At 65.2% G+C, this 19602-nt stretch carries 18 protein-coding genes; 8 read left to right on the top strand and 10 right to left on the bottom strand.

All coding sequences use genetic code 11. The features are described 5' to 3' along the window. Nucleotides 1-62 precede the first annotated feature (62 nt). The 3 genes from BMI87_RS12145 to BMI87_RS12135 are packed head-to-tail and all read left to right on the top strand — an operon-like array spanning nucleotide 63 to nucleotide 3454. Entirely contained in the window at nucleotides 63-1325 is a 1263-nt protein-coding gene (locus tag BMI87_RS12145; RefSeq protein ID WP_078521770.1) for an amino acid ABC transporter permease, read from the top strand. A 1-nt stretch (nucleotide 1326) separates the two neighbouring features. Beyond that, nucleotides 1327-2646, top strand: coding sequence for an amino acid ABC transporter permease (locus BMI87_RS12140; protein WP_078521768.1), 1320 nt, complete (start codon nucleotides 1327-1329; stop codon nucleotides 2644-2646). A gap of 16 nt (nucleotides 2647-2662) precedes the next feature. Continuing rightward, entirely contained in the window at nucleotides 2663-3454 is a 792-nt protein-coding gene (locus BMI87_RS12135) for an amino acid ABC transporter ATP-binding protein (protein ID WP_078521766.1), read from the top strand. 130 nt (nucleotides 3455-3584) lie between these two features. Here the strand turns inward: BMI87_RS12135 and BMI87_RS12130 are convergent, their stop codons facing one another. The 4 genes from BMI87_RS12130 to argB all read right to left on the bottom strand — a co-directional run bounded on the left by BMI87_RS12130 (nucleotide 3585) and on the right by argB (nucleotide 6699). Beyond that, nucleotides 3585-4568 carry a malate dehydrogenase gene (locus tag BMI87_RS12130; protein ID WP_078521764.1) on the bottom strand — a complete coding sequence of 328 codons (984 nt, stop codon included), beginning with the start codon at nucleotides 4566-4568 and terminating at the stop codon, nucleotides 3585-3587. A 106-nt stretch (nucleotides 4569-4674) separates the two neighbouring features. Beyond that, complete coding sequence (locus BMI87_RS12125) at nucleotides 4675-5193, bottom strand: histidine phosphatase family protein (protein WP_078521763.1); 519 nt, start codon at nucleotides 5191-5193, stop codon at nucleotides 4675-4677. Beyond that, nucleotides 5190-5828, bottom strand: a complete 639-nt coding sequence (locus BMI87_RS12120) for a ferredoxin (RefSeq protein ID WP_078521761.1) — start codon at nucleotides 5826-5828, stop codon at nucleotides 5190-5192. The genes BMI87_RS12125 and BMI87_RS12120 overlap by 4 nt, the downstream gene beginning before the upstream one ends. Further along, nucleotides 5821-6699 (bottom strand): acetylglutamate kinase, encoded by an 879-nt coding sequence (gene argB, locus BMI87_RS12115; RefSeq protein ID WP_078521759.1) that lies wholly within the window; start codon nucleotides 6697-6699, stop codon nucleotides 5821-5823. The genes BMI87_RS12120 and argB overlap by 8 nt, the downstream gene beginning before the upstream one ends. Before the next feature lie 149 nt (nucleotides 6700-6848). Here argB and BMI87_RS12110 point away from each other — a divergent pair, with 149 nt between their 5' ends. Further along, the gene (locus BMI87_RS12110) at nucleotides 6849-7580 is read left to right on the top strand and encodes an SDR family NAD(P)-dependent oxidoreductase (protein WP_078521758.1); all 732 of its coding nucleotides are present in this window, start codon (nucleotides 6849-6851) and stop codon (nucleotides 7578-7580) included. Between the two features lie 6 nt (nucleotides 7581-7586). On the opposite strand, the gene plsY is transcribed toward BMI87_RS12110, so the two are convergent. From plsY to BMI87_RS12090, 4 genes are read right to left on the bottom strand one after another with little or no spacing between them, the layout of a single operon-like run. Continuing rightward, a complete protein-coding gene (gene plsY, locus BMI87_RS12105) occupies nucleotides 7587-8195 on the bottom strand; it encodes a glycerol-3-phosphate 1-O-acyltransferase PlsY (RefSeq protein ID WP_078521757.1) in 609 nt (202 codons plus the stop codon). 19 nt (nucleotides 8196-8214) lie between these two features. Next, nucleotides 8215-9495: a dihydroorotase gene (gene pyrC / locus BMI87_RS12100; RefSeq protein ID WP_078521756.1), complete on the bottom strand. Its 1281-nt coding sequence runs from the start codon at nucleotides 9493-9495 to the stop codon at nucleotides 8215-8217. A gap of 10 nt (nucleotides 9496-9505) precedes the next feature. Beyond that, on the bottom strand, nucleotides 9506-9991 hold the full coding sequence (locus BMI87_RS12095) for a hypothetical protein (RefSeq protein ID WP_078521755.1): 486 nt from the start codon (nucleotides 9989-9991) through the stop codon (nucleotides 9506-9508). After that, the gene (locus tag BMI87_RS12090) at nucleotides 9984-10949 is read right to left on the bottom strand and encodes an aspartate carbamoyltransferase catalytic subunit (protein ID WP_078521754.1); all 966 of its coding nucleotides are present in this window, start codon (nucleotides 10947-10949) and stop codon (nucleotides 9984-9986) included. The genes BMI87_RS12095 and BMI87_RS12090 overlap by 8 nt, the downstream gene beginning before the upstream one ends. A 98-nt stretch (nucleotides 10950-11047) precedes the next feature. On the opposite strand from BMI87_RS12090, the gene BMI87_RS12085 reads away from it, so the two are divergent. The 3 genes from BMI87_RS12085 (at nucleotide 11048) to BMI87_RS12075 (ending at nucleotide 16865) form a co-directional block, all read left to right on the top strand. Continuing rightward, nucleotides 11048-11872, top strand: coding sequence for a uracil-DNA glycosylase family protein (locus tag BMI87_RS12085; protein WP_078521753.1), 825 nt, complete (start codon nucleotides 11048-11050; stop codon nucleotides 11870-11872). Between the two features lie 162 nt (nucleotides 11873-12034). Next, on the top strand, nucleotides 12035-13495 hold the full coding sequence (locus tag BMI87_RS12080; RefSeq protein ID WP_078521752.1) for an efflux RND transporter periplasmic adaptor subunit: 1461 nt from the start codon (nucleotides 12035-12037) through the stop codon (nucleotides 13493-13495). A gap of 1 nt (nucleotide 13496) precedes the next feature. Then, nucleotides 13497-16865 carry an efflux RND transporter permease subunit gene (locus BMI87_RS12075; RefSeq protein ID WP_078521751.1) on the top strand — a complete coding sequence of 1123 codons (3369 nt, stop codon included), beginning with the start codon at nucleotides 13497-13499 and terminating at the stop codon, nucleotides 16863-16865. Nucleotides 16866-16890: 25 nt separating this feature from the next. Here BMI87_RS12075 and BMI87_RS12070 read toward each other — a convergent pair whose 3' ends face one another. Next, nucleotides 16891-17748 (bottom strand): protein-disulfide reductase DsbD domain-containing protein, encoded by an 858-nt coding sequence (locus BMI87_RS12070; protein ID WP_078521750.1) that lies wholly within the window; start codon nucleotides 17746-17748, stop codon nucleotides 16891-16893. 173 nt (nucleotides 17749-17921) lie between these two features. Here BMI87_RS12070 and BMI87_RS12065 point away from each other — a divergent pair, with 173 nt between their 5' ends. Further along, nucleotides 17922-18482 carry a YqgE/AlgH family protein gene (locus BMI87_RS12065; RefSeq protein WP_078521749.1) on the top strand — a complete coding sequence of 187 codons (561 nt, stop codon included), beginning with the start codon at nucleotides 17922-17924 and terminating at the stop codon, nucleotides 18480-18482. Between the two features lie 76 nt (nucleotides 18483-18558). Here the strand turns inward: BMI87_RS12065 and BMI87_RS12060 are convergent, their stop codons facing one another. After that, nucleotides 18559-19521 carry an L-threonylcarbamoyladenylate synthase gene (locus tag BMI87_RS12060; RefSeq protein ID WP_078521748.1) on the bottom strand — a complete coding sequence of 321 codons (963 nt, stop codon included), beginning with the start codon at nucleotides 19519-19521 and terminating at the stop codon, nucleotides 18559-18561. Nucleotides 19522-19602: the final 81 nt, after the last annotated feature.

The following is a 19602-nucleotide window of genomic DNA, read 5'->3' as shown; positions in this document are numbered from 1 at the left end:
CCCACTAAGGCCCGCAAGAATGGCCAGACAAAAATAACGACGCGGCAACAGGGGAAATAAGAATGACAAGCGCGCCCGACGCGCCGGAGCAGGGCTTCCGGCTCAGCCAGCTTATCTATGACACGCGTTATCGCTCCCTGACGATTCAGGCGATCGTCTTCATCCTCGTGATGGGCGGCGCGGCATGGCTGGTGGACAATGTGATCCAGAACCTCAACGACCTCGGGAAGGATTTCAATTTCTCCTTCCTCGGGCAGAGGGCCGGTTACGATATCGGCAATGCGATCATCCCATATAACAACGACATGAGCCACGGACGTGCGCTGCTTGTCGGCCTCATCAACACGCTCTGGGTGTCCTTCCTGGGCTGCGTCGCCGCGACGATCATCGGGATCTTCGTGGGCGTGCTGCGCCTGTCGAAGAACTGGCTCGTGGCGCGGCTGATGACCGTCTATGTCGAGGTCTTCCGCAACATTCCGGTGCTGCTGTGGATCCTCGTGGCGATCGCGTTGCTGACTGATGTGGCCCCGTCGCCCAACGCCTATAAGGTGAACCAGCAGACGGGCGAGGCACAGGCCTCCATGCTGCTCGACTCGGTCGCCTTCACCAACCGCTACACCGCGATCCCATCGGTGCATTTCGATCGCTCGCTCGGCTCGCTCGACACGGCGCTCGCACCGATCTCGCTCAACTTCCTTGCGCTGGTGATCGTGCTGATCGCCTCGATCTGGGTGAACAAGCGGATGCTGACCCACGCCGCCAAGGTGCAGGAGGCGACCGGGGTCCGACCTACAATGTGGTGGAAGAGCGCGCTCGTGCTGATCGCGCCCGTCGTGATCCTTGCCATTGCGCTCGGGATCAATCCCGAGGAGCCGCAGATCAAGGGCTTCAACTTCACCGGCGGCACGAACGTGTCGAATTCCTTCGTGGCGCTCTGGCTCGGCCTGTCGCTCTATACGGCGGCCTTCATCGCCGAGATCGTCCGCGCCGGCATCCTCGCCATCTCGAAAGGCCAGACCGAGGCCGCCTTCGCGCTGGGTCTGCGGGCCAATCGCACGATGAGCCTCGTGATCCTGCCGCAGGCGCTGCGGGTCATCATCCCGCCGCTGATCTCGCAATATCTGAACCTGACGAAGAACTCCTCGCTCGCGATCGCCGTGGGCTATCTGGAACTGCGCGGCACGTTGGGCGGCATCACCCTGAACCAGACCGGGCGCGAGCTTGAGGCGATCACGCTGATGATGCTGATCTACCTCGCGATCTCGCTGTCGATCTCGGGCGTGATGAACGTCTACAACAATCGCGTGAAGCTGAAGGAGCGGTGAGATGAGCGATACACAAGCCCATTCCGTCGCCTATGTCCGCGACACGATGCTGCCGCAACAGCCTGCCCCCGCAGGGCAGTCCGGTGCGGTCCAATGGCTGCGCGAGAACCTGTTCTCGGGCTGGCTGAACACCCTGCTGACCCTTCTGGGTGTGGCCTTGATCTACACGCTGGTCATGCATTTCCTGCCTTGGTTCCTGCATGGCGTCTGGGACGCCAACTCGATCAAGGAATGCCGCACGATCATCACCGACCGTTACGGCGAAGGCGCGACCGGCGCCTGCTGGGCGGTGATCCGCGAGCGTTGGCACCAGTTCATCTTCGGCTTCTACCCGCCGGAACTGTACTGGCGCCCGATCCTGACCTTCCTGCTGCTCTTCGTGGCGGTTGGCCCGCTTCTCTTCACCTGGGTGCCGCGCGTGCTCGCCTGGTTCACGCCGGTCTACCCGTTCCTCGCCGTCTGGCTGCTCTGGGGCGGCTCGGGCTGGACGCCGCTCATGATCTTCGCAGGCTTCGTGCTGGGCGCGGCGATCCTGTTGCTGCTGTCACCGCGGCTTGGCTCGATCATGGCCTTCTCGATCGGCGCTTTCGTCGCGATCCTCTACTTCCTCTTCGTGGTGGGCCCGCTCATCGACGGGTTGCAGGCGATCCTGCCTTGGGGGCTGGAATCAGTGGACTCCGCCAAATTCGGGGGCTTCCTGCTGGCGATCACGCTGGGCGTGGGCGGCATCATGATGTCGCTGCCGCTGGGGATCGTGCTCGCGCTCGGGCGGCAATCCGACATGCCGCTGGTCAAAGGCTTCTCGGTGGTCTTCATCGAATTCATCCGCGGCGTGCCTCTGATCACGCTGCTGTTTGTGGCCTCGCTGCTGCTGAACTACTTCCTGCCGCCGGGCACGAATTTCGATATCATCCTGCGGGTGATGATCCTCGTGACCTTCTTCGCTGCGGCCTATATCGCCGAGGTGATCCGCGGCGGTCTGGCAGCACTTCCGCGGGGCCAATACGAGGCGGCAGATGCGCTGGGGCTCGATTACTGGAAGGCGCAGCGGCTGATCATCCTGCCGCAGGCGCTGAAGATCTCGATCCCGGGCATCGTCTCCACCTTCATCGGCATGTTCAAGGATACGACGCTGGTCGTGTTCGTGGGTCTCTTCGACCCGCTCAAGGGCATCCCGGACTTCATCCGCGCCGACTTCAACTGGAAAGGCATCTACTGGGAGCCCTTCATCTTCGTCGGCGCCATCTTCTTTATCCTGAACTTCGCCATGTCGCGCTACTCGATGTCTCTCGAGCGTCGACTGCAGCGTGATAACCATTAATCGGGGACTAGACACAATGACCGAACCGCAATTCGAACGTCAGGTCGACCGCAGCCATATGCAGGTCTCCGACGAGGTCGCGATCCAGATCGCGAACATGAACAAGTGGTATGGCCAGTTCCACGTCCTGCGCGACATCGATCTGACCGTGCAGCGTGGCGAGCGTATCGTCATCGCCGGGCCTTCGGGCTCGGGGAAATCGACGCTGATCCGCTGCATCAACCGTCTGGAGGAACACCAGGCGGGCAAGATCGTCGTCGACGGGATCGAGCTGACGAATGACCTGAAGAACATCGACAAGGTCCGCCGCGAAGTCGGCATGGTGTTCCAGCACTTCAACCTGTTCCCGCATCTGACCATTCTCGAGAACCTGACGTTGGCTCCGATCTGGGTGCGCAAGACGCCCAAGAAGGAAGCCGAAGCGACGGCGATGCACTACCTCGAGAAGGTGAAAATCCCCGAGCAGGCCGACAAGTATCCCGGCCAGCTTTCGGGCGGTCAGCAGCAGCGTGTGGCGATCGCGCGCTCGCTGTGCATGAAGCCGCGGATCATGCTGTTCGACGAGCCGACCTCGGCGCTCGATCCGGAGATGATCAAGGAAGTGCTCGACACGATGATCGAGCTCGCGGAAGAGGGGATGACCATGCTCTGCGTGACCCACGAGATGGGCTTCGCGCAGGCGGTGGCGAACCGGGTGATCTTCATGGCCGACGGTCAGATCGTCGAGCAGAACAACCCGCATGACTTCTTCAACAACCCGAAATCCGAGCGGACCCAGCAGTTCCTGAGCCAGATCCTCGGGCACTGAGACAGAGCCGGGGCAAAGGCTGGGGGTTTCACACCCCCAGACCCCCGTGGGATATTTCCGCCAAGGCGAAGAATTAAAAAAGGGGCGGCGCGAATACTCGTGCCGCCCCTTTTCTATATTCGCGTCTGATTTAAAGCAGGTCAGAAACCGCTTCGCGTTCTTCTTCCAGTTCGCCGACGGTGCGGGCCATCATCTCTTTCTGGAAATCGTTGAATTCCAGACCTTCGACGCGCTCGTAATGACCGTCCTTGCAGATTACCGGCAGGCCGACCATCAGCCCCTCGGGGATGTCGTAGAGGCCGGTCGACGGCACGGCCATCGACACCCATTTGCCATCGGTGCCGTGGATCCAGTCATGCATGTGATCGATCGCGGCATTGGCGGCGGAGGCAGCCGAAGAGGCGCCACGCGCTTCGATGATCGCAGCACCACGGGTCGCGACCTGCGGGATCAGCGTCTCGCGATACCAGGTCTCGTCGCCGATGATCTCGGAGAGCTTGCGACCCTTCGCTTCGGCTTCGGTCCAGTCGGCGAACATGGTGGGGGAGTGGTTGCCCCAGACCACGAAGCGCTCGATGTCGTCGACATGCAGATCGGCTTTCGAGGCGAACTGCGTCAGCGCGCGGTTATGGTCGAGCCGGATCATCGCGGTGATGTTCTCGGTCGGGAAGTTCGGCGCGTTGGCCGCAAGGATCATCGCGTTGGTGTTGGCCGGGTTGCCGACGACCACACATTTCGCGTCGCGCTTGGCGGCCTTGTCGAGCGCTTCACCCTGCACGCGGAAGATCTCGGCATTGGCCGACAGCAGGTCGCGGCGCTCCATGCCTTTGGTGCGCGGGCGCGAGCCCACGAAGAAGGCGGCGTCGATATCGGAGAAAGCGGTGACCGGATCATCGGTCACAACGGTGCCGGCGAGCAGCGGGAAAGCACAGTCTTCCAGCTCCATCACCACGCCACGCACCGCGTCGAGCGCCTGCGGCAGGTCCAGAAGCTGCAAGATCACCGGCTGATCGGGACCGTAGACATCCCCCTTGGCGATGCGGAACAGCAGCGCGTAGCAGATCTGACCGGCAGCCCCGGTGACGGCGATGCGTTTCGGCGTTTGAGCGGACATGGAAACCCTCCTGTGATGATTACGCCAGAGAGATAGGGCACAGGCGCGCGGCTGGCCATAGAAAACCGTGCCCTAACGTCACGATCACGGGAGGGAAAAGCTGTGTTCAGCCCCGCCGGGTCGGCGTGAAGAAATCGAGCACCGATCCCTGACCCGGCTGCACCTCGTCCCAGCTGTCGATCTGGAAATCGACGATGAGCGTAGCGCAGGTCGGGAAGCGGCGGAAATCGGGATCGTGCAGCGCGCGTGCAGGCAGGCGATGGGCGAATTCCGCGATGCCCGGGTTGTGGCCCAGCATCATCACGGTCGGCGCGGAGGCGGTCCGCAGGACCTGAAGCATCATCTCGGGGGCGGCATGGTAGAGGTCTTCGACATAGCTCACCTCCGGCCGTGTCTCGATCACCGCGCGCTCCACCCGGTCCCATGTCTCGCGGGTGCGAGTCGCCGAGGAGCAGAGCACCTCTTCCGGCTCCAGCCCGCGCGAGGCGAGGAAATCGCCCAGTTCAAGCGCCGCCGCGCGTCCGCGCGCATTGAGCGGGCGATCGCGATCCTCCATCGCCGGGTCGTCCCAGCTGGATTTGGCATGACGGGTCAGGATCAGGCGGCGATAGCCGAGCGGTGTCATGGGTGGAACTGCCTCATATGCCATGCGGATTGCTGAGGCAGCCTGCCATAGCTTTCACCTGCCGGGCAAGCGCGTCTTGCAAGACAGCCGTGATCGCGACAGGCCGCGCCTTCGGGGCGGTCGAGATGCGCGTGACAGCTTTCCGTGTCGTAACCGTCGGGTTTGAGCGCATCGACCGGGCAGGTGGTGGCGCAGGGCGCAGGGCATCCGATGCAGGGATTGGCGGCGGGCGCGGGCAGGGGAAGCAAGCCAGGCAGGGCCAGCGCGCCCCGCACCGAAGCCCAGAGGCCCATATGCGCATGGCACATCAGATGGACCGGCGAGGCGAAGCTCTGTCCGCTTTTCACGGCCCAGCTCACGAAAGGCTGCCAGGGCGGGCCGGTGAAGGGGAAAAGCGCGCGGGCTTCAAATTGCCGTGCGAGGGCGCCGATCACCCGCTCCGACCAGCGGTCCAGCGGATCGGATGCGACCTCGGCGAATTCCGGCTGAGCGGTGACGTGATCCCAGAAACCCGGCTCATCGGGCGAGATCAGTGCGATCGTCTCACCATCCTCATGCAGCAGCCCCGACACGAAGAGCCGGTGCGGGGCCAGCGCCGCGGCGAGGGCCGCGATTACCGGCGGCGTCTCACTCACTGCGCGGTTTCACCCGCGGCTCGGTCGAGCGGATCATCGAGCCCGCCCCATGTTCGGTGAACAGCTCCAGCAGGCAGGCATTGGCGACGCGCCCGTCGACGATGACCACCGCGCGCACGCCCTCGTCGACCGCTTTCAGCGCGGTCTCGACCTTGGGGATCATGCCGCCCGCGATGGTGCCGTCTTCGATCAGGGCGGTCACGTCCTCGGGGGTGAGCTGGGTCATGACCTCGCCCGCCTTGTTCTTCACGCCCGCCACATCGGTCAGCAGCAGCAGGCGATCGGCGCGCAGCGCGCCCGCGATGGCACCCGCCGCCGTGTCGCCATTGACGTTGAAGGTCTCATTATCGGCCATGCCGGTCGCGACCGGCGCGATCACCGGGATCATGCCCGCGTTATAGAGGTCGCGGATCACCTGCACGTTCATCTCGACCGGGCGACCGACGAAGCCCAACTCGGGATCGTCCGCCTCGCAGACCATCAGGTCGTCATCCTTGCCCGAGATCCCGACCGCGCGGCCGCCCTGATCGTTGATCGCCTGCACGATGCGCTTGTTGACGAGGCCGGAGAGGATCATCTCGACCACCTCGACGGTTGCCTTGTCGGTGACGCGCTTGCCGCGCACCCATTGGCTTTCGATGCCGAGCTTGCCCAGCATCTCGTTGATCATCGGCCCGCCGCCATGCACTACGACCGGGAAGATGCCGACCTGACGCATCAGCACGATATCGCGGGCAAAATCGGCCATCGCCTCTTCGTCGCCCATCGCGTTGCCGCCGAATTTCACCACGACCACGGCGCCGGAATAGCGTTGCAGGTAGGGCAAGGCTTCCGAGAGGGTGCGGGCGGTGGCGATCCAGTCACGATCCATGGTCTGCTTTCTCATCTGGCTGGTCCTCGGGCAGGGTGGTCCCATCTTGCTAGACCGTTCGCGCCGGGTTTGGAAGGGCGCAATCGGGGCCGTTGCGCTCGGAATAAAACCGACTAGGGTCGGGAGCGCGCTGACGGGGAGTTCGAGTAATGGATGATCGCAAAGTAATGCTGCTGACGGGGGCGAGCCGGGGCATCGGCCACGCCACGGTGAAACGCTTCGCAGCCGAAGGGTGGCGCGTCATCACCTGTTCGCGCCAGCCTTTCCCCGAGCAATGCCCGTGGGGCGGCGGGCGCGAGGATCACATCCAGGTCGATCTCGCCAAGCCCGACGAGGTGATCGACGCGATTGCCGATATTCGCAGCCGGATCGACGGGCGGCTTCATGCGCTGGTCAACAATGCAGGCATCTCGCCGAAAGGGCCCGAAGGCGAGCGGCTCAATACGCTCGACACCGATCTGCGCACCTGGGGGCAGGTCTTCCACGTGAACTTCTTCGCCTCCATTGTGCTCGCGCGCGGGCTGGTCGAGGAGCTGTCGGCGGCGCAGGGGGCGGTGGTCAACGTGACCTCCATCGCGGGGCTGCGGGTGCATCCTTTCGCTGGGGCCGCCTATTCCACCTCGAAAGCCGCGCTCAAGGCGCTGACGCGCGAAATGGCGCATGATTTCGGGCCGCTCGGGGTGCGCGTGAACGCCATCGCGCCGGGTGAGATCGAAACCTCGATCCTCAGCCCCGGCACCGAGAAGATCGTCGAGAAACTGCCGCTGCGCCGCCTTGGGCAACCCTCGGAAGTGGCGGATGTGATCTGGTTCCTGTGCTCGGACGCGTCGAGCTACGTCACCGGCACCGAAATCGAGGTGAACGCGGGCCAGCACGTCTGAAGTGGCTCAGGTCTTCTTGCCGATTTTCGGCTCCGTGCCCATCGCGAGACGCGCGATATTGGTGCGGTGCCGCCAGAAGATCAGCACCGACAGGCCCGCCGCCAGCATCATCAATTCGCGATAGCCGAGGAAATAAGCAAGCGGCACCGTTGCCGCCGCCGAAACCAGCGCCGCGAGCGAGGAAATCCGCGTCAGCAGCGCCGTGACCAGCCAGACGGCGCAGGTCGCAAGGCCCACGGGCCAAGCCAGCGCGATCATCGTGCCGAGGAAGGTCGCCACCCCTTTGCCGCCCTGAAAGCGAAGCCAGACCGGGTAGATGTGACCGATGAAGGCGGCCGCGCCCGCCACTTGTGCGGCGGTTTCGCCCAGCGTGTAGCGTGCGATGAGAACCGCAATCGCGCCTTTACCGCTGTCGAGGAGCAGGGTCGCAAGGGCCGCGCTCTTGCTGCCGGTGCGCAAAACATTCGTCGCGCCGATATTTCCGGAGCCGATCTTGCGCAGGTCGCCCAGTTTGAAAAGCTTGGTGATAACGAGCCCAAACGGCACAGATCCGAGCAGGTAGCCCAGTGCAGCCACCAGCCCGAGCCATGCTGACCCGTTCTCAATTCCCGGCATAAGCCTGCCCTCGCCTCATTTATGAGTCGTTATTGTTGTCATAAACCTGCACCCCCGCGACGAATGTGGCAAGCGTTTTGCCTTCCATTCGAGCAGTATCGAAGGGGGTATTCTTCGATTTTGAGCGCAGTTTGAAGCGATCGAGCACGAAAGGCGCATCTGGATCGAAGAGCACGAGATCGGCCGGAGCTCCCTCGCAAAGCCGTCCCTGCGGCAGTCCCAGACGCTTCGCCGGGTTCAGCGACATCGCCCGGAACAGCTGCGGCAGGCTCAGCTGACCCGCATGGTAAAGGCGCATCGCGGCGGGCAGGATCGTCTCGAGCCCGACCGCGCCGGAGGCCGCTTCCTCGAAGGGCAGACGCTTGGATTCCTCGTCGGCGGGGGTGTGCAGCGAGCAGATCACGTCGATCGTGCCGTCGGCCACCGCCTCGATCACCGCAAGCCGGTCTTCCTCGTCGCGCAGCGGCGGCGTCAGTTTGAAGAAGGTCCGGTAATCGCCCACGTCGAGCGCGTTCAGCGTCAGGTGATGGATCGAGACCCCGGCGGTCACATCGAGCCCGGCTTCTTTCGCGCGCGCCAGCGCGGGCAGGGCTTTCGCGGTGGTGATCTGGTCGGCGTGATAGGCGAGGCCCGTCATCTCCACCAGAGCCAGATCGCGGTCGAGCCCCATCCGCTCGGCCATCGGGGATACGCCCGGCAAACCCCGCAGCGAGGCGAATTTGCCCGAAGTCACCGCGGTGCCTTTCGACAGGACCGGCTCTTGCGGATGGCCGATCACCAGAGCGCCCAGATGGGCCGCATAGGTAAAGGCGCGTTGCAACACCTTGGTCTGATCCGAGACGCGGGTGACATCGGTGAAGGCCACCGCGCCCGCGTCTTTCAGAAAGCCGATCTCGGTCATTTCCTGCCCGTCGCGGCCCTTGGTCAGCGCCGCCATATGCAGGATGCGCACCGGCGCATCCGCCGCGCGGCGGGTGACGAATTCCAGCGTCTCGGGATTGTCGATGGCGGGCAGCGTGTCGGGACGGGCGATGATGGTTGTCACACCCCCGGCTGCGGCGGCGAGCGCCGCCGTGCGGAAGCTTTCCATATGGCGCTCGCCCGGCTCGCCGATCTTCACGCCCAGATCGACGATCCCTGGCGCGAGGTATTTGCCGCCGCAATCGATCACCTCGGCATCGGCGGGGGCGGACATATCGCCGATCGCCGCGATCAGGCCTCCGTCGATCACCACGTTGCCGGTGGTTTCGGTCAGCGCCTCGGGGTCGATCAGCTTGGCGTTTTCGAGGAAAAGGGTCATGCGTCGTGCCTCACTTCGCCACCAGTTTGCGCGCGGCCTGCGCGCTCTCGATCTCACGCACCACGGGCCCCGCATCGGCGAGGTGGCGGATCAGATGCTTGTCGCCCGCCTTCGTCACGACCTGCACATCGCCCATCAGCGAGCGCACGCCGGAGATTTGCAGCAGCATCACCTGCTTGCCCTGCGGCCCGATCAGCCGCTTGTCCGTCAGCTGCCAGCGCCGTGCAAAGGCCTCCGAGCGGAAATAGAGCCCGCGCGCCGCCATACCGACCACGACGGCGAAGCTCGCGATCACCACCTGATCGGGCTTGCCGAGCCAGAACAGCACCGTCGAGATCAGCACCGCGCCGATCACCGCCAGCACCGCGTGATCGGTCCAGTAGCGTTTCTTGTCCGCCGTGAAGACGGCCAAAACCTTCTCGCCCTCGTCCAGCGGCAATTCGCTTTCGGGGCCGGGGCGGTAGTTGAGAACTTCGTCGCGCTCGATCTTAGACATAGGTGCCCTCCGTGAGCGCGCGCCCGCGCTCGGCCCGCAAGTTGCGCGCCAAGAGGTCCATCACCGCCATGCGCACCGCCACGCCCATCTCGACCTGTTCCTGAATGACCGAGCGGTTGATGTCGTCGGCGATCGTGCCGTCGATCTCGACGCCGCGGTTCATCGGGCCGGGATGCATGACGATCGCATCTTCCTTGGCGAAGGCGAGCTTCTCGGCATCCAGCCCGTAACGGTGGAAATATTCGCGCTCGGAGGGGATGAAGCCGCCATCCATCCGCTCTTTCTGAAGCCGCAGCATCATCACGACATCGGCGTCGCGCAGGCCTTCGCGCATGTCGTGATAGACTTCGCAGCCGAACTCCTGAACGCCCGAGGGCATCAGGGTCGGCGGCGCGATCAGGCGCACGCGGTTTTCCATCTTGCCCAGCAGGATCAGGTTGGAGCGCGCGACGCGGCTATGGGCGACATCGCCGCAGATCGCGACGGTCAGGCGTTTGATCCGGCCCTTCTCGCGCCGGATGGTCAGCGCATCCAGAAGCGCCTGTGTCGGGTGCTCATGCTTGCCGTCGCCCGCATTGATCACCGCGCATTCGACCTTCTGCGCGAGAAGATCGACCGCGCCGGACGAGCCATGCCGCACCACCAGCAGATCGGGATGCATCGCGTTCAGCGTCAGTGCGGTGTCGATCAGGGTTTCGCCCTTCTTCACCGACGAGGTCTGCATCGACATGTTCATCACGTCCGCCCCGAGCCGCTTGCCCGCAAGCTCGAAACTGGATTGGGTCCGCGTCGAATTCTCGAAGAACATGTTGATCGCGGTCATCCCGGCCAACGCGTCGGTCTTTTTCACCGTGCGACGGTTCAGATCCACATATTTTTCGGCGAGGTCGAGAACGGTGAGGATATCCTCGGGGCTCAGATGTTCGATCCCCAGCAGGTGCCTTGGGCGAAAAGCCATTGCGCGATGCTCCGGTTAGACTTCGATGCTTATGGCAAACGGGGGGGCGGGCGTCCAGCCGCTTTACCGTCGCAGCACCCATGAGGTAGGGTCGCGCAATGGAGACTCAGCCGACCCCGGAACTCGACTATCACGCCGCTCTGGCCGCCCTCGAATGGCAGCTGGAAATGGGCGTCGATACGGTCATCGGCGATACGCCTGTCGATTGCTACGAGCTGCCCGACAAATCGGCGCAGGCCAAGGCGAAGGCGCCCGAGGCCGCGCCTGTGGCGGACCGGGAGTTGCCGCCAGTCGCGCAGATGGCGAAAATCGAGGGTCCCGATCCGGTCGTCGTCGCAGGCGATGCGGCGGGCAAGGCCGACACGCTCGAAGCGCTGCGCGCCGCCATCGACTCCTATGAGATGTGTGATCTGAAGCTCGGGGCGCGCAGCACGGTCTTTGCCGATGGCAAGCCCGCCGCGCGTGTGATGATCATCGGCGAGGCACCGGGGCGCGAGGAGGATCAGAAGGGCCTGCCATTCGTGGGCCGCGCCGGTCAGCTTCTCGACAAGATGTTCGGCGCGATCGGCCTCTCGCGGCAATCGCCCGATGCCGAAGCGGCACTCTATATCACCAATGTCCTGCCTTGGCGTCCGCCGGGCAATCGCGATCCCTCGCCTGCCGAGATCGCGCAGATGCTCCCCTTCCTCGCCCGCCATGTCGATCTCGCCGATCCCGACCTGATCGTCCTGATGGGCAATGCCGCCTGTGCCGCGGCGCTGGGCAAGCGGGGCATCCTGCGGTTGCGGGGCACCTGGGCCGAGGCCTTCGGGCGGCCCACGTTGCCGATGACGCACCCGGCCTATCTGCTGCGCAATCCGGCCGCCAAGCGCGAAGCCTGGGCCGATCTTCTGCAAATTCGGGCCCGTCTCGATCAAGCGTAAACCGCGCCAAACGGTCGCGCTTTCGTGAAAAAGTGACGGACGTGGCGCCGTGACGCGTAGAGATAACCATTCCCTGCACCTATTTCGGCAAGGTAACATGGAAATCGCGCGACCGTGGGCAATTGCGAGCGCCCGCGGCACTGACGACAGATCGGAGACGCCATGCGCTTTCTCACCCGCTCCCTGATGGGGCTGTTTCTTCTGGCGCTGACCGTCGGCCTGCTGGCGATGGGTGGCTTCTCGATCTTTCAGGCGATGCAGGCTCGCAATGCCGAGAGCGGGCGTGCGCCCACCGCGCGCGAACGGGTTTTTGCGGCCAATGTGATCCCGGTCACCTTCAAGACGATGTCGCCGGTTCTGACCGCCTATGGCGAGGTGCGCTCGACCCGCGAGCTGGAGCTGCGCGCTTCGGCGGCGGGCACGATTGTCGAACTTGCCCCCGATTTCGAGGATGGCGCGGAGGTCGAGAAGGGTGAGCTTCTGGTCAAGCTGGACCCGGCGGAGGCGCAGGCGGCGCGCGACAGCGCCGCGGCGACCGTGGCCGAGGCAGAGGCCGCGCTTGCGCAGGCGGAACGCGCTTTGGCCATATCGAAGGACGATGTGACAGCGGCGCAGCGGCAGGCGGACCTGCGGCTCAAGGCGCTCGACCGGCAGCGCTCGCTCTCGGAGCGGGGCGTCGGCTCGGCGGCCAATCTGGAGACCTCGGAACTGGCGGCCTCGGCGGCCGATCAGGCGGTGCTGAACCGCCGCTCGGCATTGTCGACCGCGCAGGCGCAGCTCGATACCGCGCGCACCTCGCTGACCCGCGCCAAGATCAGCCTCACCGAAGCCGACCGCAAACTGGCCGATACTGAAATTCGCGCCGAATTCCCGGGACGTCTGGCCGAGGTGAACGCGGTCGCGGGCGGGCTGGTGTCGAATAACGAGATGCTGGGCAAGCTGATCGATCCCAACGCGCTGGAAATCGCCTTCCGCGTCTCGACCGCGCAATTCGCGCGCCTGATCGACGATCGAGGCGCGCTGCGCGATCTGCCCGTAGGGGTGGAACTGGTCGCAGGCGAGGAGACGCTGACCGCCAAGGCCGAGCTGTCGCGCGTCTCGGCGGCGGTCGATGACGGGGTGACGGGGCGCCTGCTGTTTGCGCGCGTCACCGACGGCTTGGGCAATTTGCGTCCGGGCGATTTCGTGACCGTCCGCCTGAAAGAGCCCGCGCTCGAGAATGTCGCGGAAATCCCTGCGGCAGCGGTCGATGCGGATAGCACGGTTCTGGTGCTCGGCCCGGAGGATCGTCTGGAAAGCGCCGATGTCACCGTGCTGCGCCGTCAGGGCGATGCGGTCATCATCCGCGCCAAATTCGCGCCCGGCACCGAGATCGTGGCCGAGCGCACACCGCTTCTGGGCCGCGGGATCAAGCTGCGCCCGATGCGCCCCGGTCAGCCGCAGGCGGCCACCGCGCCCGAGACGATCAAGCTCGAGCCCGAGCGCCGCGCCAAGCTGGTCAGTTTCGTCGAGACGAATACCGCGATGCCCGACAACGCCAAGAAACGCTTCCTTGCCGAGCTGAAGCAGGAGGAGGTGCCCGTCGCCACCGTCGAGAAGCTCGAATCCCGGATCGGAGGCTGAGATGGCGTCTGGCCTCGATCCCAGAGAGCTGCCGCCCGGCCGCGGGCTGATCGGCCTCTTCACCCGCCACGCGACGCTGGCGAACATCGTGCTGGTCGTGATGATCTGCGCCGGGCTCGTCGCCCTACCGCGGATGCGCGCGCAGTTCTTCCCGGACTCGGTTGAGGAATCGATCACCGTCTCGGTGCAATGGGACGGCGCAGGCGCGGAGGAGGTCGATCGGGCCATCGTTCAGGTGCTCGAGCCCTCGCTGATCTCGGTCGAAGGGGTGGAGGCTTCGGACAGCCGCGCCTCAGAAGGCTCGGCGCGGATCAGTCTCGATTTCGAACCCGATTGGGACATGTCCCGCGCGGTCAATGATGTCGAGAACGCGCTGGCCTCGGCAGGCGATCTGCCCGAGGGCGCGGAGGAGCCCGAAGTGGCGCGCGGCGTCTGGCGCGACACGGTGACCGATCTGGTAATCACCGGGCCGCTTTCGCCGGAGCAGTTGGGCCGCTTGGGCGACGAGGCGGTGGTGCGGCTCTATCAGCAGGGCGTCACGCGTACCTCGCTTGCCGGGATCGCGGCACCAGAGACGGTCGTCGAAGTGCCGACCGTCTCGATGATGGCGCATGACGTGACGCTGACCCAGATCATCGACGTGATCTCGGCCGAGGCGAATACCGATCCGGCGGGCGAGGTGGCGGGCGGCGCCACGCGGGTGCGCACGGGCGAAGAGCGCAGGTCCGCTCCCGAGATCGAGAACCTCGTGATCCGCACCGAACCGGACGGCTCGCAGCTGACCGTGGGCGACGTGGCCAATATCCGCGTCGAAGGCGGCGACCGAAATCGCGCTTATTTCGTCGGCGACAACGCGGCGGTGGTGATCAATGTCGCGCGCTCGGCGGCGGGCGATGCGATCGCGATCCAGCACAAGGTTGAAGGCGTGATCGACCAGATGCAGCCGACCCTGCCTGCGGGCACCACGATGGATCTGGTGCGGACGCGCTCGGATGCGATCACACAACGCCTCGATCTGCTGGTGGGCAACGGGGTGCTGGGGCTGAGCCTCGTGCTGGTGCTGCTGTTTTTGTTCCTCAACGCGCGCACGGCCTTCTGGGTGGCGATGGGGATCCCGACCTCGATGGCTGCGGCGCTGGCGGTGATGTATTTCACCGGCATGACGCTGAACATGATCTCGATCTTCGCGCTCATTCTGACGCTGGGGATCGTGGTCGACGATGCGATCGTGGTGGGCGAGCATGCCGATTTCCGCGCGCGCCATCTGGGCGAGCATCCCACGCTCGCCGCCGAGAACGGCGCGCGGCGCATGGCCGCCCCGGTCTTCGCCTCGACCCTGACGACCGTGATCGCCTTCGCAGGGCTGACCGTGATCGGCGGGCGCATGGGCAATATGATCGTCGACATTCCCTATACGGTGATCGCGGTGCTCGCCGCCTCGCTGATCGAGTGTTTCGTGATCCTGCCCAACCATATGAGCCACGCGCTGCGCCACACCTCCGAGGGCAAATGGTACGACTGGCCCTCGCGGCAGGTGAACCGCGGGCTCGACTGGTTCCGCCGCGTGGTGATGAAGCCGTTGACCCGGCTGATCGTCATCGGGCGCTACCCGGTGATCGCGGCGGCGATCGCGCTCCTGCTGTGGCAGGTCAGTTTCGTGATGTCGGGCAAGGTGCAATGGCGCTTCTTCAATCCGCCCGAGCAATCGACGGTGAACGGCGCCTTCTCGATGGTCGAGGGCGCGACCCGCGCCGATACCGAAGAGATGATGCGCACGATGCAGGCGACCGTGACCAAGGTCGCCAAGGAATTCGAGGACGAATACGGCGTGAACCCCGTCGAATACGCGATCGGGCAGATCGGCGGCGCCTCGGGGCGGGGGCTGGCCTCTGCCGATACCAAGGATGCCGATCTTCTCGGCTCGCTTTCGATCGAGGTGATCGATCCCGATTACCGGCCCTATTCCAGCTTCGATTTCGTCTCGCGGCTGCAGGCCGAAACACCGCGCCTGCCGCTGGTCGAAGAGATCAGCTTCCGCCGCTTCCGCTCCGGCGGCGCCGGGGACGGGATCGCGGTGCAGTTCTCGGGCAACGAGACGCGCATACTGAAAGACGCCGCCGAAGACCTGAAGACGCAGCTTGCGCAATTCCCCGAGGTTTCGGCGGTGGAGGACAACCTCGCCTATGACAAGCAGGAGCTGATCCTCGATCTCACCCCGCAGGGCGAAGCGCTGGGCTTCGACATCGCGACGCTGGGCCGCGAATTGCGCGCGCGTCTGAACGGCACCGAAGCTGCGAGCTTCCCCGACGGGGTGCGCTCGGCCACGATCCGTGTGGAGCTGCCCGAGGAGGAGCTGGCCGCCGATTTCATCGACCGGATGCAGCTGCGCGCGCCCGGTGGCGAATGGGTGCCGTTGGCCGATATCGTCTCGGTGCGCAGCCAGACGGGATTCTCGACGATCCGGCGCGAGGATGGCGTACGGCAGGTTTCGGTCACGGGCGATGTCTCCGAAGACGATCCTGCGCTGGCCAACGAAATTCTGGCGCGTATCTCCGACGAGATCCTGCCGCGGATCTCCGAAGAACGCGGCGTGGCCTATACGCTCACCGGGCAGGCCGAGCAAGAACGCGACTTCATGAACGACGCGATGATCGGTCTGATCATGTGCCTGATCGGCATCTACATCGTGCTCGCGTGGATCTTCGCGAGCTGGACGCGGCCGATCGTGGTGATGTCGGTGATCCCCTTCGGCGCGGTCGGCGCGATCTGGGGCCACTATGTCTGGAACCTGCCGATGTCGATGTTTGCCGTAGTCGGCGGGATCGGGATGATCGGGATCATCATCAACGATGCGATCGTTCTGATCTCGACGGTGGATGAATATGCCGAGAAGCGGGGGATCGTGCCCGCCATCGTCGATGCAGTCTCGGATCGCCTGCGCCCCGTGCTGTTGACGACGCTGACGACGGTTCTGGGCCTCGCGCCGCTTCTATATGAACAGTCCAGCTCGGCCCTATTCCTGAAATCCACCGTCATCACGCTGGTCTACGGTCTGGGCTTTGGGATGATCATCGTGCTGCTGGTCGTGCCTGCGGTGCTCGCGGTGCAGCTCGATTTCGGGCGGCAGGTGCAGGCGGTGCGTCACGGCGTGCGGGTCGTGCGGCTGCGCGCCGTGCTGGCCGGTGTCGCGGCGCTGATGATCGTGGGCTTCGCGCTCACGCTGGGCCGCGCGATGTGGGAGGGGCAGGCGCTGATGCCCGCCTTCGGAGGCTTTGCGCTGATCGCGGGGATGGTGGCGATGGGGGCAGGGCTGATCGCGCCACGGCTGCTGCGCGGCCATATCCGCCACAGACCGCCGCCGGAAGCCTGACGAGCCTGACCTCTGAGAGAGCTGATTACTCGGTGCAGCCCATGATCTCGACCGCGCCGCGATCCGAGAGCACGGTGATGCGCAGATCGCTGGGGTCGAGGTCGAAGGGCTTCGCGTCCGGCGGCACGAAATCGGCGCTGGTCACGAGGGTATCGCCCTCGCGGTGGCTCTCGGCCTCGGAGACCCAGACCGGGCGCGAGGCGAGTTCCAGAAGCGCGTTTTCCGTGCCGATCGCGGGCGGCAGATCGACCCGTGCCGTCAACCGGACCCCATCCTTCATCGGCTCCGTCTCGCAGCGCGTCTGCGGGTCGATCTGGCGCGGCTCACGTGCGAGCGCCGCCTGAATTTTCGGGTCGGGCGTGCCGTCTCCGGTGACCTCGGTCTGCAGATGCAGGCTGACCGGCACGCAGATATTGTCGCAAATCCCGATCATCACATCGGCTTTCAACTGCACCGGCTTGCCCGGATCTTTCGGCGTCACCGAAATCGGCAGCACGACGCCGTCGTGATAGCCGACGGTGCGCATGCCGGAGGACAGGAAGACTTCCGGCGCGGGCCAGTGAACCACGGCCGAGGCGAGGTTGCTCGACCCGGTGAACTGGATATGCGGCGGGATGCCCGCATCGCCCGGCGAGCGCCAATAGGTTTTCCAGCCGGGCGCGAGCGCGATCTCCAGCGCCGCCATGCGGGTGCCGTTGGCGCCTTTTCCGCCTGCGCGCAGCTGCGCCTGTTCCAGCCCCGGGGGCGTCGGCAGTGCGGGCATGGACGCGTCTTGCGGCGTGACCTGCTCTTGCGCGGCGATCTGCGCGACAGCTTCCTGGGCCGCCACGCCGAGCGGGCAGCAGCCAAGCAGGATCCCCATGACTGGTAACAAACGTGTCATATGTTTTACCTAGTCGCTTCCCTGCACGTTCAGAAGTCACAAACGCGACAGAAGCGTGCAACATTTTGTCCCGGCGCGCCGCAATGCGAAACAATTCCTGCGTCTGGCTTGAATAGACGCGCCCCTCGCGCCACCTTGAATAGAGATGGGATGCAACTGCGAAGGGGAGCGAGATGGACCTGACAGGCAAGTTTCTGATCGCGATGCCCGGTATGGGCGATCCGCGATTCGAGCATTCGGTGATCGCCGTCTGCGCCCATTCCGACGAGGGTGCGATGGGCCTGATCATCAACAAACCCTTGCCGACGCCCGCCTTCTCGGACCTTCTCGAAAGCCTAGATATCGAACGACCCGGTGCGGATATCCGCTTCGACCAACCGATCCTCTTTGGCGGCCCGGTCGAGACCGGGCGCGGCTTCGTGCTGCATTCGCCCGACTGGACGACCGGCGAGGGGCAGATGGAGGTCACCGATCGCCTGCGGATGACCGGCACGCGCGACATTCTCGAAGATATCGCGATGGGGCGCGGCCCGAACCAGGCGCTGATGGCGCTGGGCTATGCGGGCTGGGGGCCGGGTCAGCTGGAGGAGGAAATCCTCGACAATGGCTGGCTCACCGCCGACAGCGACGCCGATCTCGCGCTCGATGCCGAGCATGAGACGAAATGGGTGCGCGCGCTGGAAGGCATGGGGATCGACCCCCGGACGCTTTCGGCTGCGGCGGGGCATGCCTGAGGGCTGATCGGGGCTCCGCCCCCTCGGCGCGTCCGCGCCTCACCCCCGGGATATTTAAGCCAAAACGAAGAGGCGGTCAGTCGCGCGGAGCTGCTGCGCGGCGCAGGCGGTCGTTGATCGCACGCCCGAGGCCGGTTTCCGGTATCGGGGCGAATGCGAGCGTGGCGAGGCCGCGCGTCTGGGCAAGCGCGTCACCCTTGCGCAGCATCGCGAAGAGGTTCGCCGCGGCCTCGGTCAGATCGCCCGAGGGCGAGAGGTTCAGATCGGCGGTCGGGCAATCGCCGCCGAAACCGATCCAGACCGCATCAGGGCGCGGTGCGGTCACGTCCAGGAGCACCGCGGCGCCCGGCGCGTAATGCGATTTGAGTTGCCCCGGCGCGTTGGGTTTGGCCGCGTCGCCGCCCGTGGGCAGCGGCTGGCCGATCAGCGCCTCGATCTCTTCGGCCGCGACCCCGCCGGGGCGCAGCAGCGCGGGCGGGTCGAGCGCGAGGATAGTGGATTCCACCCCGACCTCGCAGGGGCCGCCATCGATCACCGCCGCGATCTTGCCGTTCAGCCCGTCCATCACATGCTTTGCTGTGGTCGGGCTGATCTTGCCTGATGGGTTGGCCGAGGGCGCGGCCAGCGGCCCGCCGAATTCGGTCAGCAGCGCGCGGGCGACCGGATGCGCGGGCAGGCGGATCGCGACCGTGTCATGCCCGGCCGTTACCAGATCGGAGAGCCCGGCCTCGGGGCGCAGCGGCAGGACTAGCGTCAGCGGTCCCGGCCAGTAGCGCGCGGCGATCTGGCGTGCATCGTCAGAGACCACGGCGATTTCTTCCGCGGCTTCGATCGACGGCAGATGCACGATCAGCGGATTGAACTTCGGACGCCCCTTCGCCGCGAAGATCGCCGCCACCGCGCGGTCGTTGCGCGCGTCTCCTGCAAGCCCGTAGACCGTCTCGGTCGGCATCGCGACCAGCTTGCCCGCGCGTAGTAGGGCGGCTGCCTTCGCATAACCCTCGGCATCGGCGGAAAGGAGTTTCGTGTCTTGGCTCATGCAGTCGTGACGCAGCGTTGGAGTTGAAGGGGGCTGCCCTTGCGGTAGGGTATCGGCAACCCGACAGGACATAGACGCGCG

The organism is Thioclava sp. F28-4 (assembly GCF_002020045.1).
Lineage (GTDB): Bacteria > Pseudomonadota > Alphaproteobacteria > Rhodobacterales > Rhodobacteraceae > Thioclava > Thioclava sediminum.
This window is presented reverse-complemented; position numbering and strand designations above follow the sequence as displayed.

Coding starts and splice junctions, on each gene's coding strand:
- BMI87_RS12145 (WP_078521770.1), top strand. CDS start 63: ATGACAAGCGCGCCCGACGCGCCGGAGCAGGGCTTCCGGCTCAGCCAG.
- BMI87_RS12140 (WP_078521768.1), top strand. CDS start 1,327: ATGAGCGATACACAAGCCCATTCCGTCGCCTATGTCCGCGACACGATG.
- BMI87_RS12135 (WP_078521766.1), top strand. CDS start 2,663: ATGACCGAACCGCAATTCGAACGTCAGGTCGACCGCAGCCATATGCAG.
- BMI87_RS12130 (WP_078521764.1), bottom strand. CDS start 4,568: ATGTCCGCTCAAACGCCGAAACGCATCGCCGTCACCGGGGCTGCCGGT.
- BMI87_RS12125 (WP_078521763.1), bottom strand. CDS start 5,193: ATGACACCGCTCGGCTATCGCCGCCTGATCCTGACCCGTCATGCCAAA.
- argB (WP_078521759.1), bottom strand. CDS start 6,699: ATGGATCGTGACTGGATCGCCACCGCCCGCACCCTCTCGGAAGCCTTG.
- BMI87_RS12110 (WP_078521758.1), top strand. CDS start 6,849: ATGGATGATCGCAAAGTAATGCTGCTGACGGGGGCGAGCCGGGGCATC.
- plsY (WP_078521757.1), bottom strand. CDS start 8,195: ATGCCGGGAATTGAGAACGGGTCAGCATGGCTCGGGCTGGTGGCTGCA.
- pyrC (WP_078521756.1), bottom strand. CDS start 9,495: ATGACCCTTTTCCTCGAAAACGCCAAGCTGATCGACCCCGAGGCGCTG.
- BMI87_RS12095 (WP_078521755.1), bottom strand. CDS start 9,991: ATGTCTAAGATCGAGCGCGACGAAGTTCTCAACTACCGCCCCGGCCCC.
- BMI87_RS12090 (WP_078521754.1), bottom strand. CDS start 10,949: ATGGCTTTTCGCCCAAGGCACCTGCTGGGGATCGAACATCTGAGCCCC.
- BMI87_RS12085 (WP_078521753.1), top strand. CDS start 11,048: ATGGAGACTCAGCCGACCCCGGAACTCGACTATCACGCCGCTCTGGCC.
- BMI87_RS12080 (WP_078521752.1), top strand. CDS start 12,035: ATGCGCTTTCTCACCCGCTCCCTGATGGGGCTGTTTCTTCTGGCGCTG.
- BMI87_RS12075 (WP_078521751.1), top strand. CDS start 13,497: ATGGCGTCTGGCCTCGATCCCAGAGAGCTGCCGCCCGGCCGCGGGCTG.
- BMI87_RS12070 (WP_078521750.1), bottom strand. CDS start 17,748: ATGACACGTTTGTTACCAGTCATGGGGATCCTGCTTGGCTGCTGCCCG.
- BMI87_RS12065 (WP_078521749.1), top strand. CDS start 17,922: ATGGACCTGACAGGCAAGTTTCTGATCGCGATGCCCGGTATGGGCGAT.
- BMI87_RS12060 (WP_078521748.1), bottom strand. CDS start 19,521: ATGAGCCAAGACACGAAACTCCTTTCCGCCGATGCCGAGGGTTATGCG.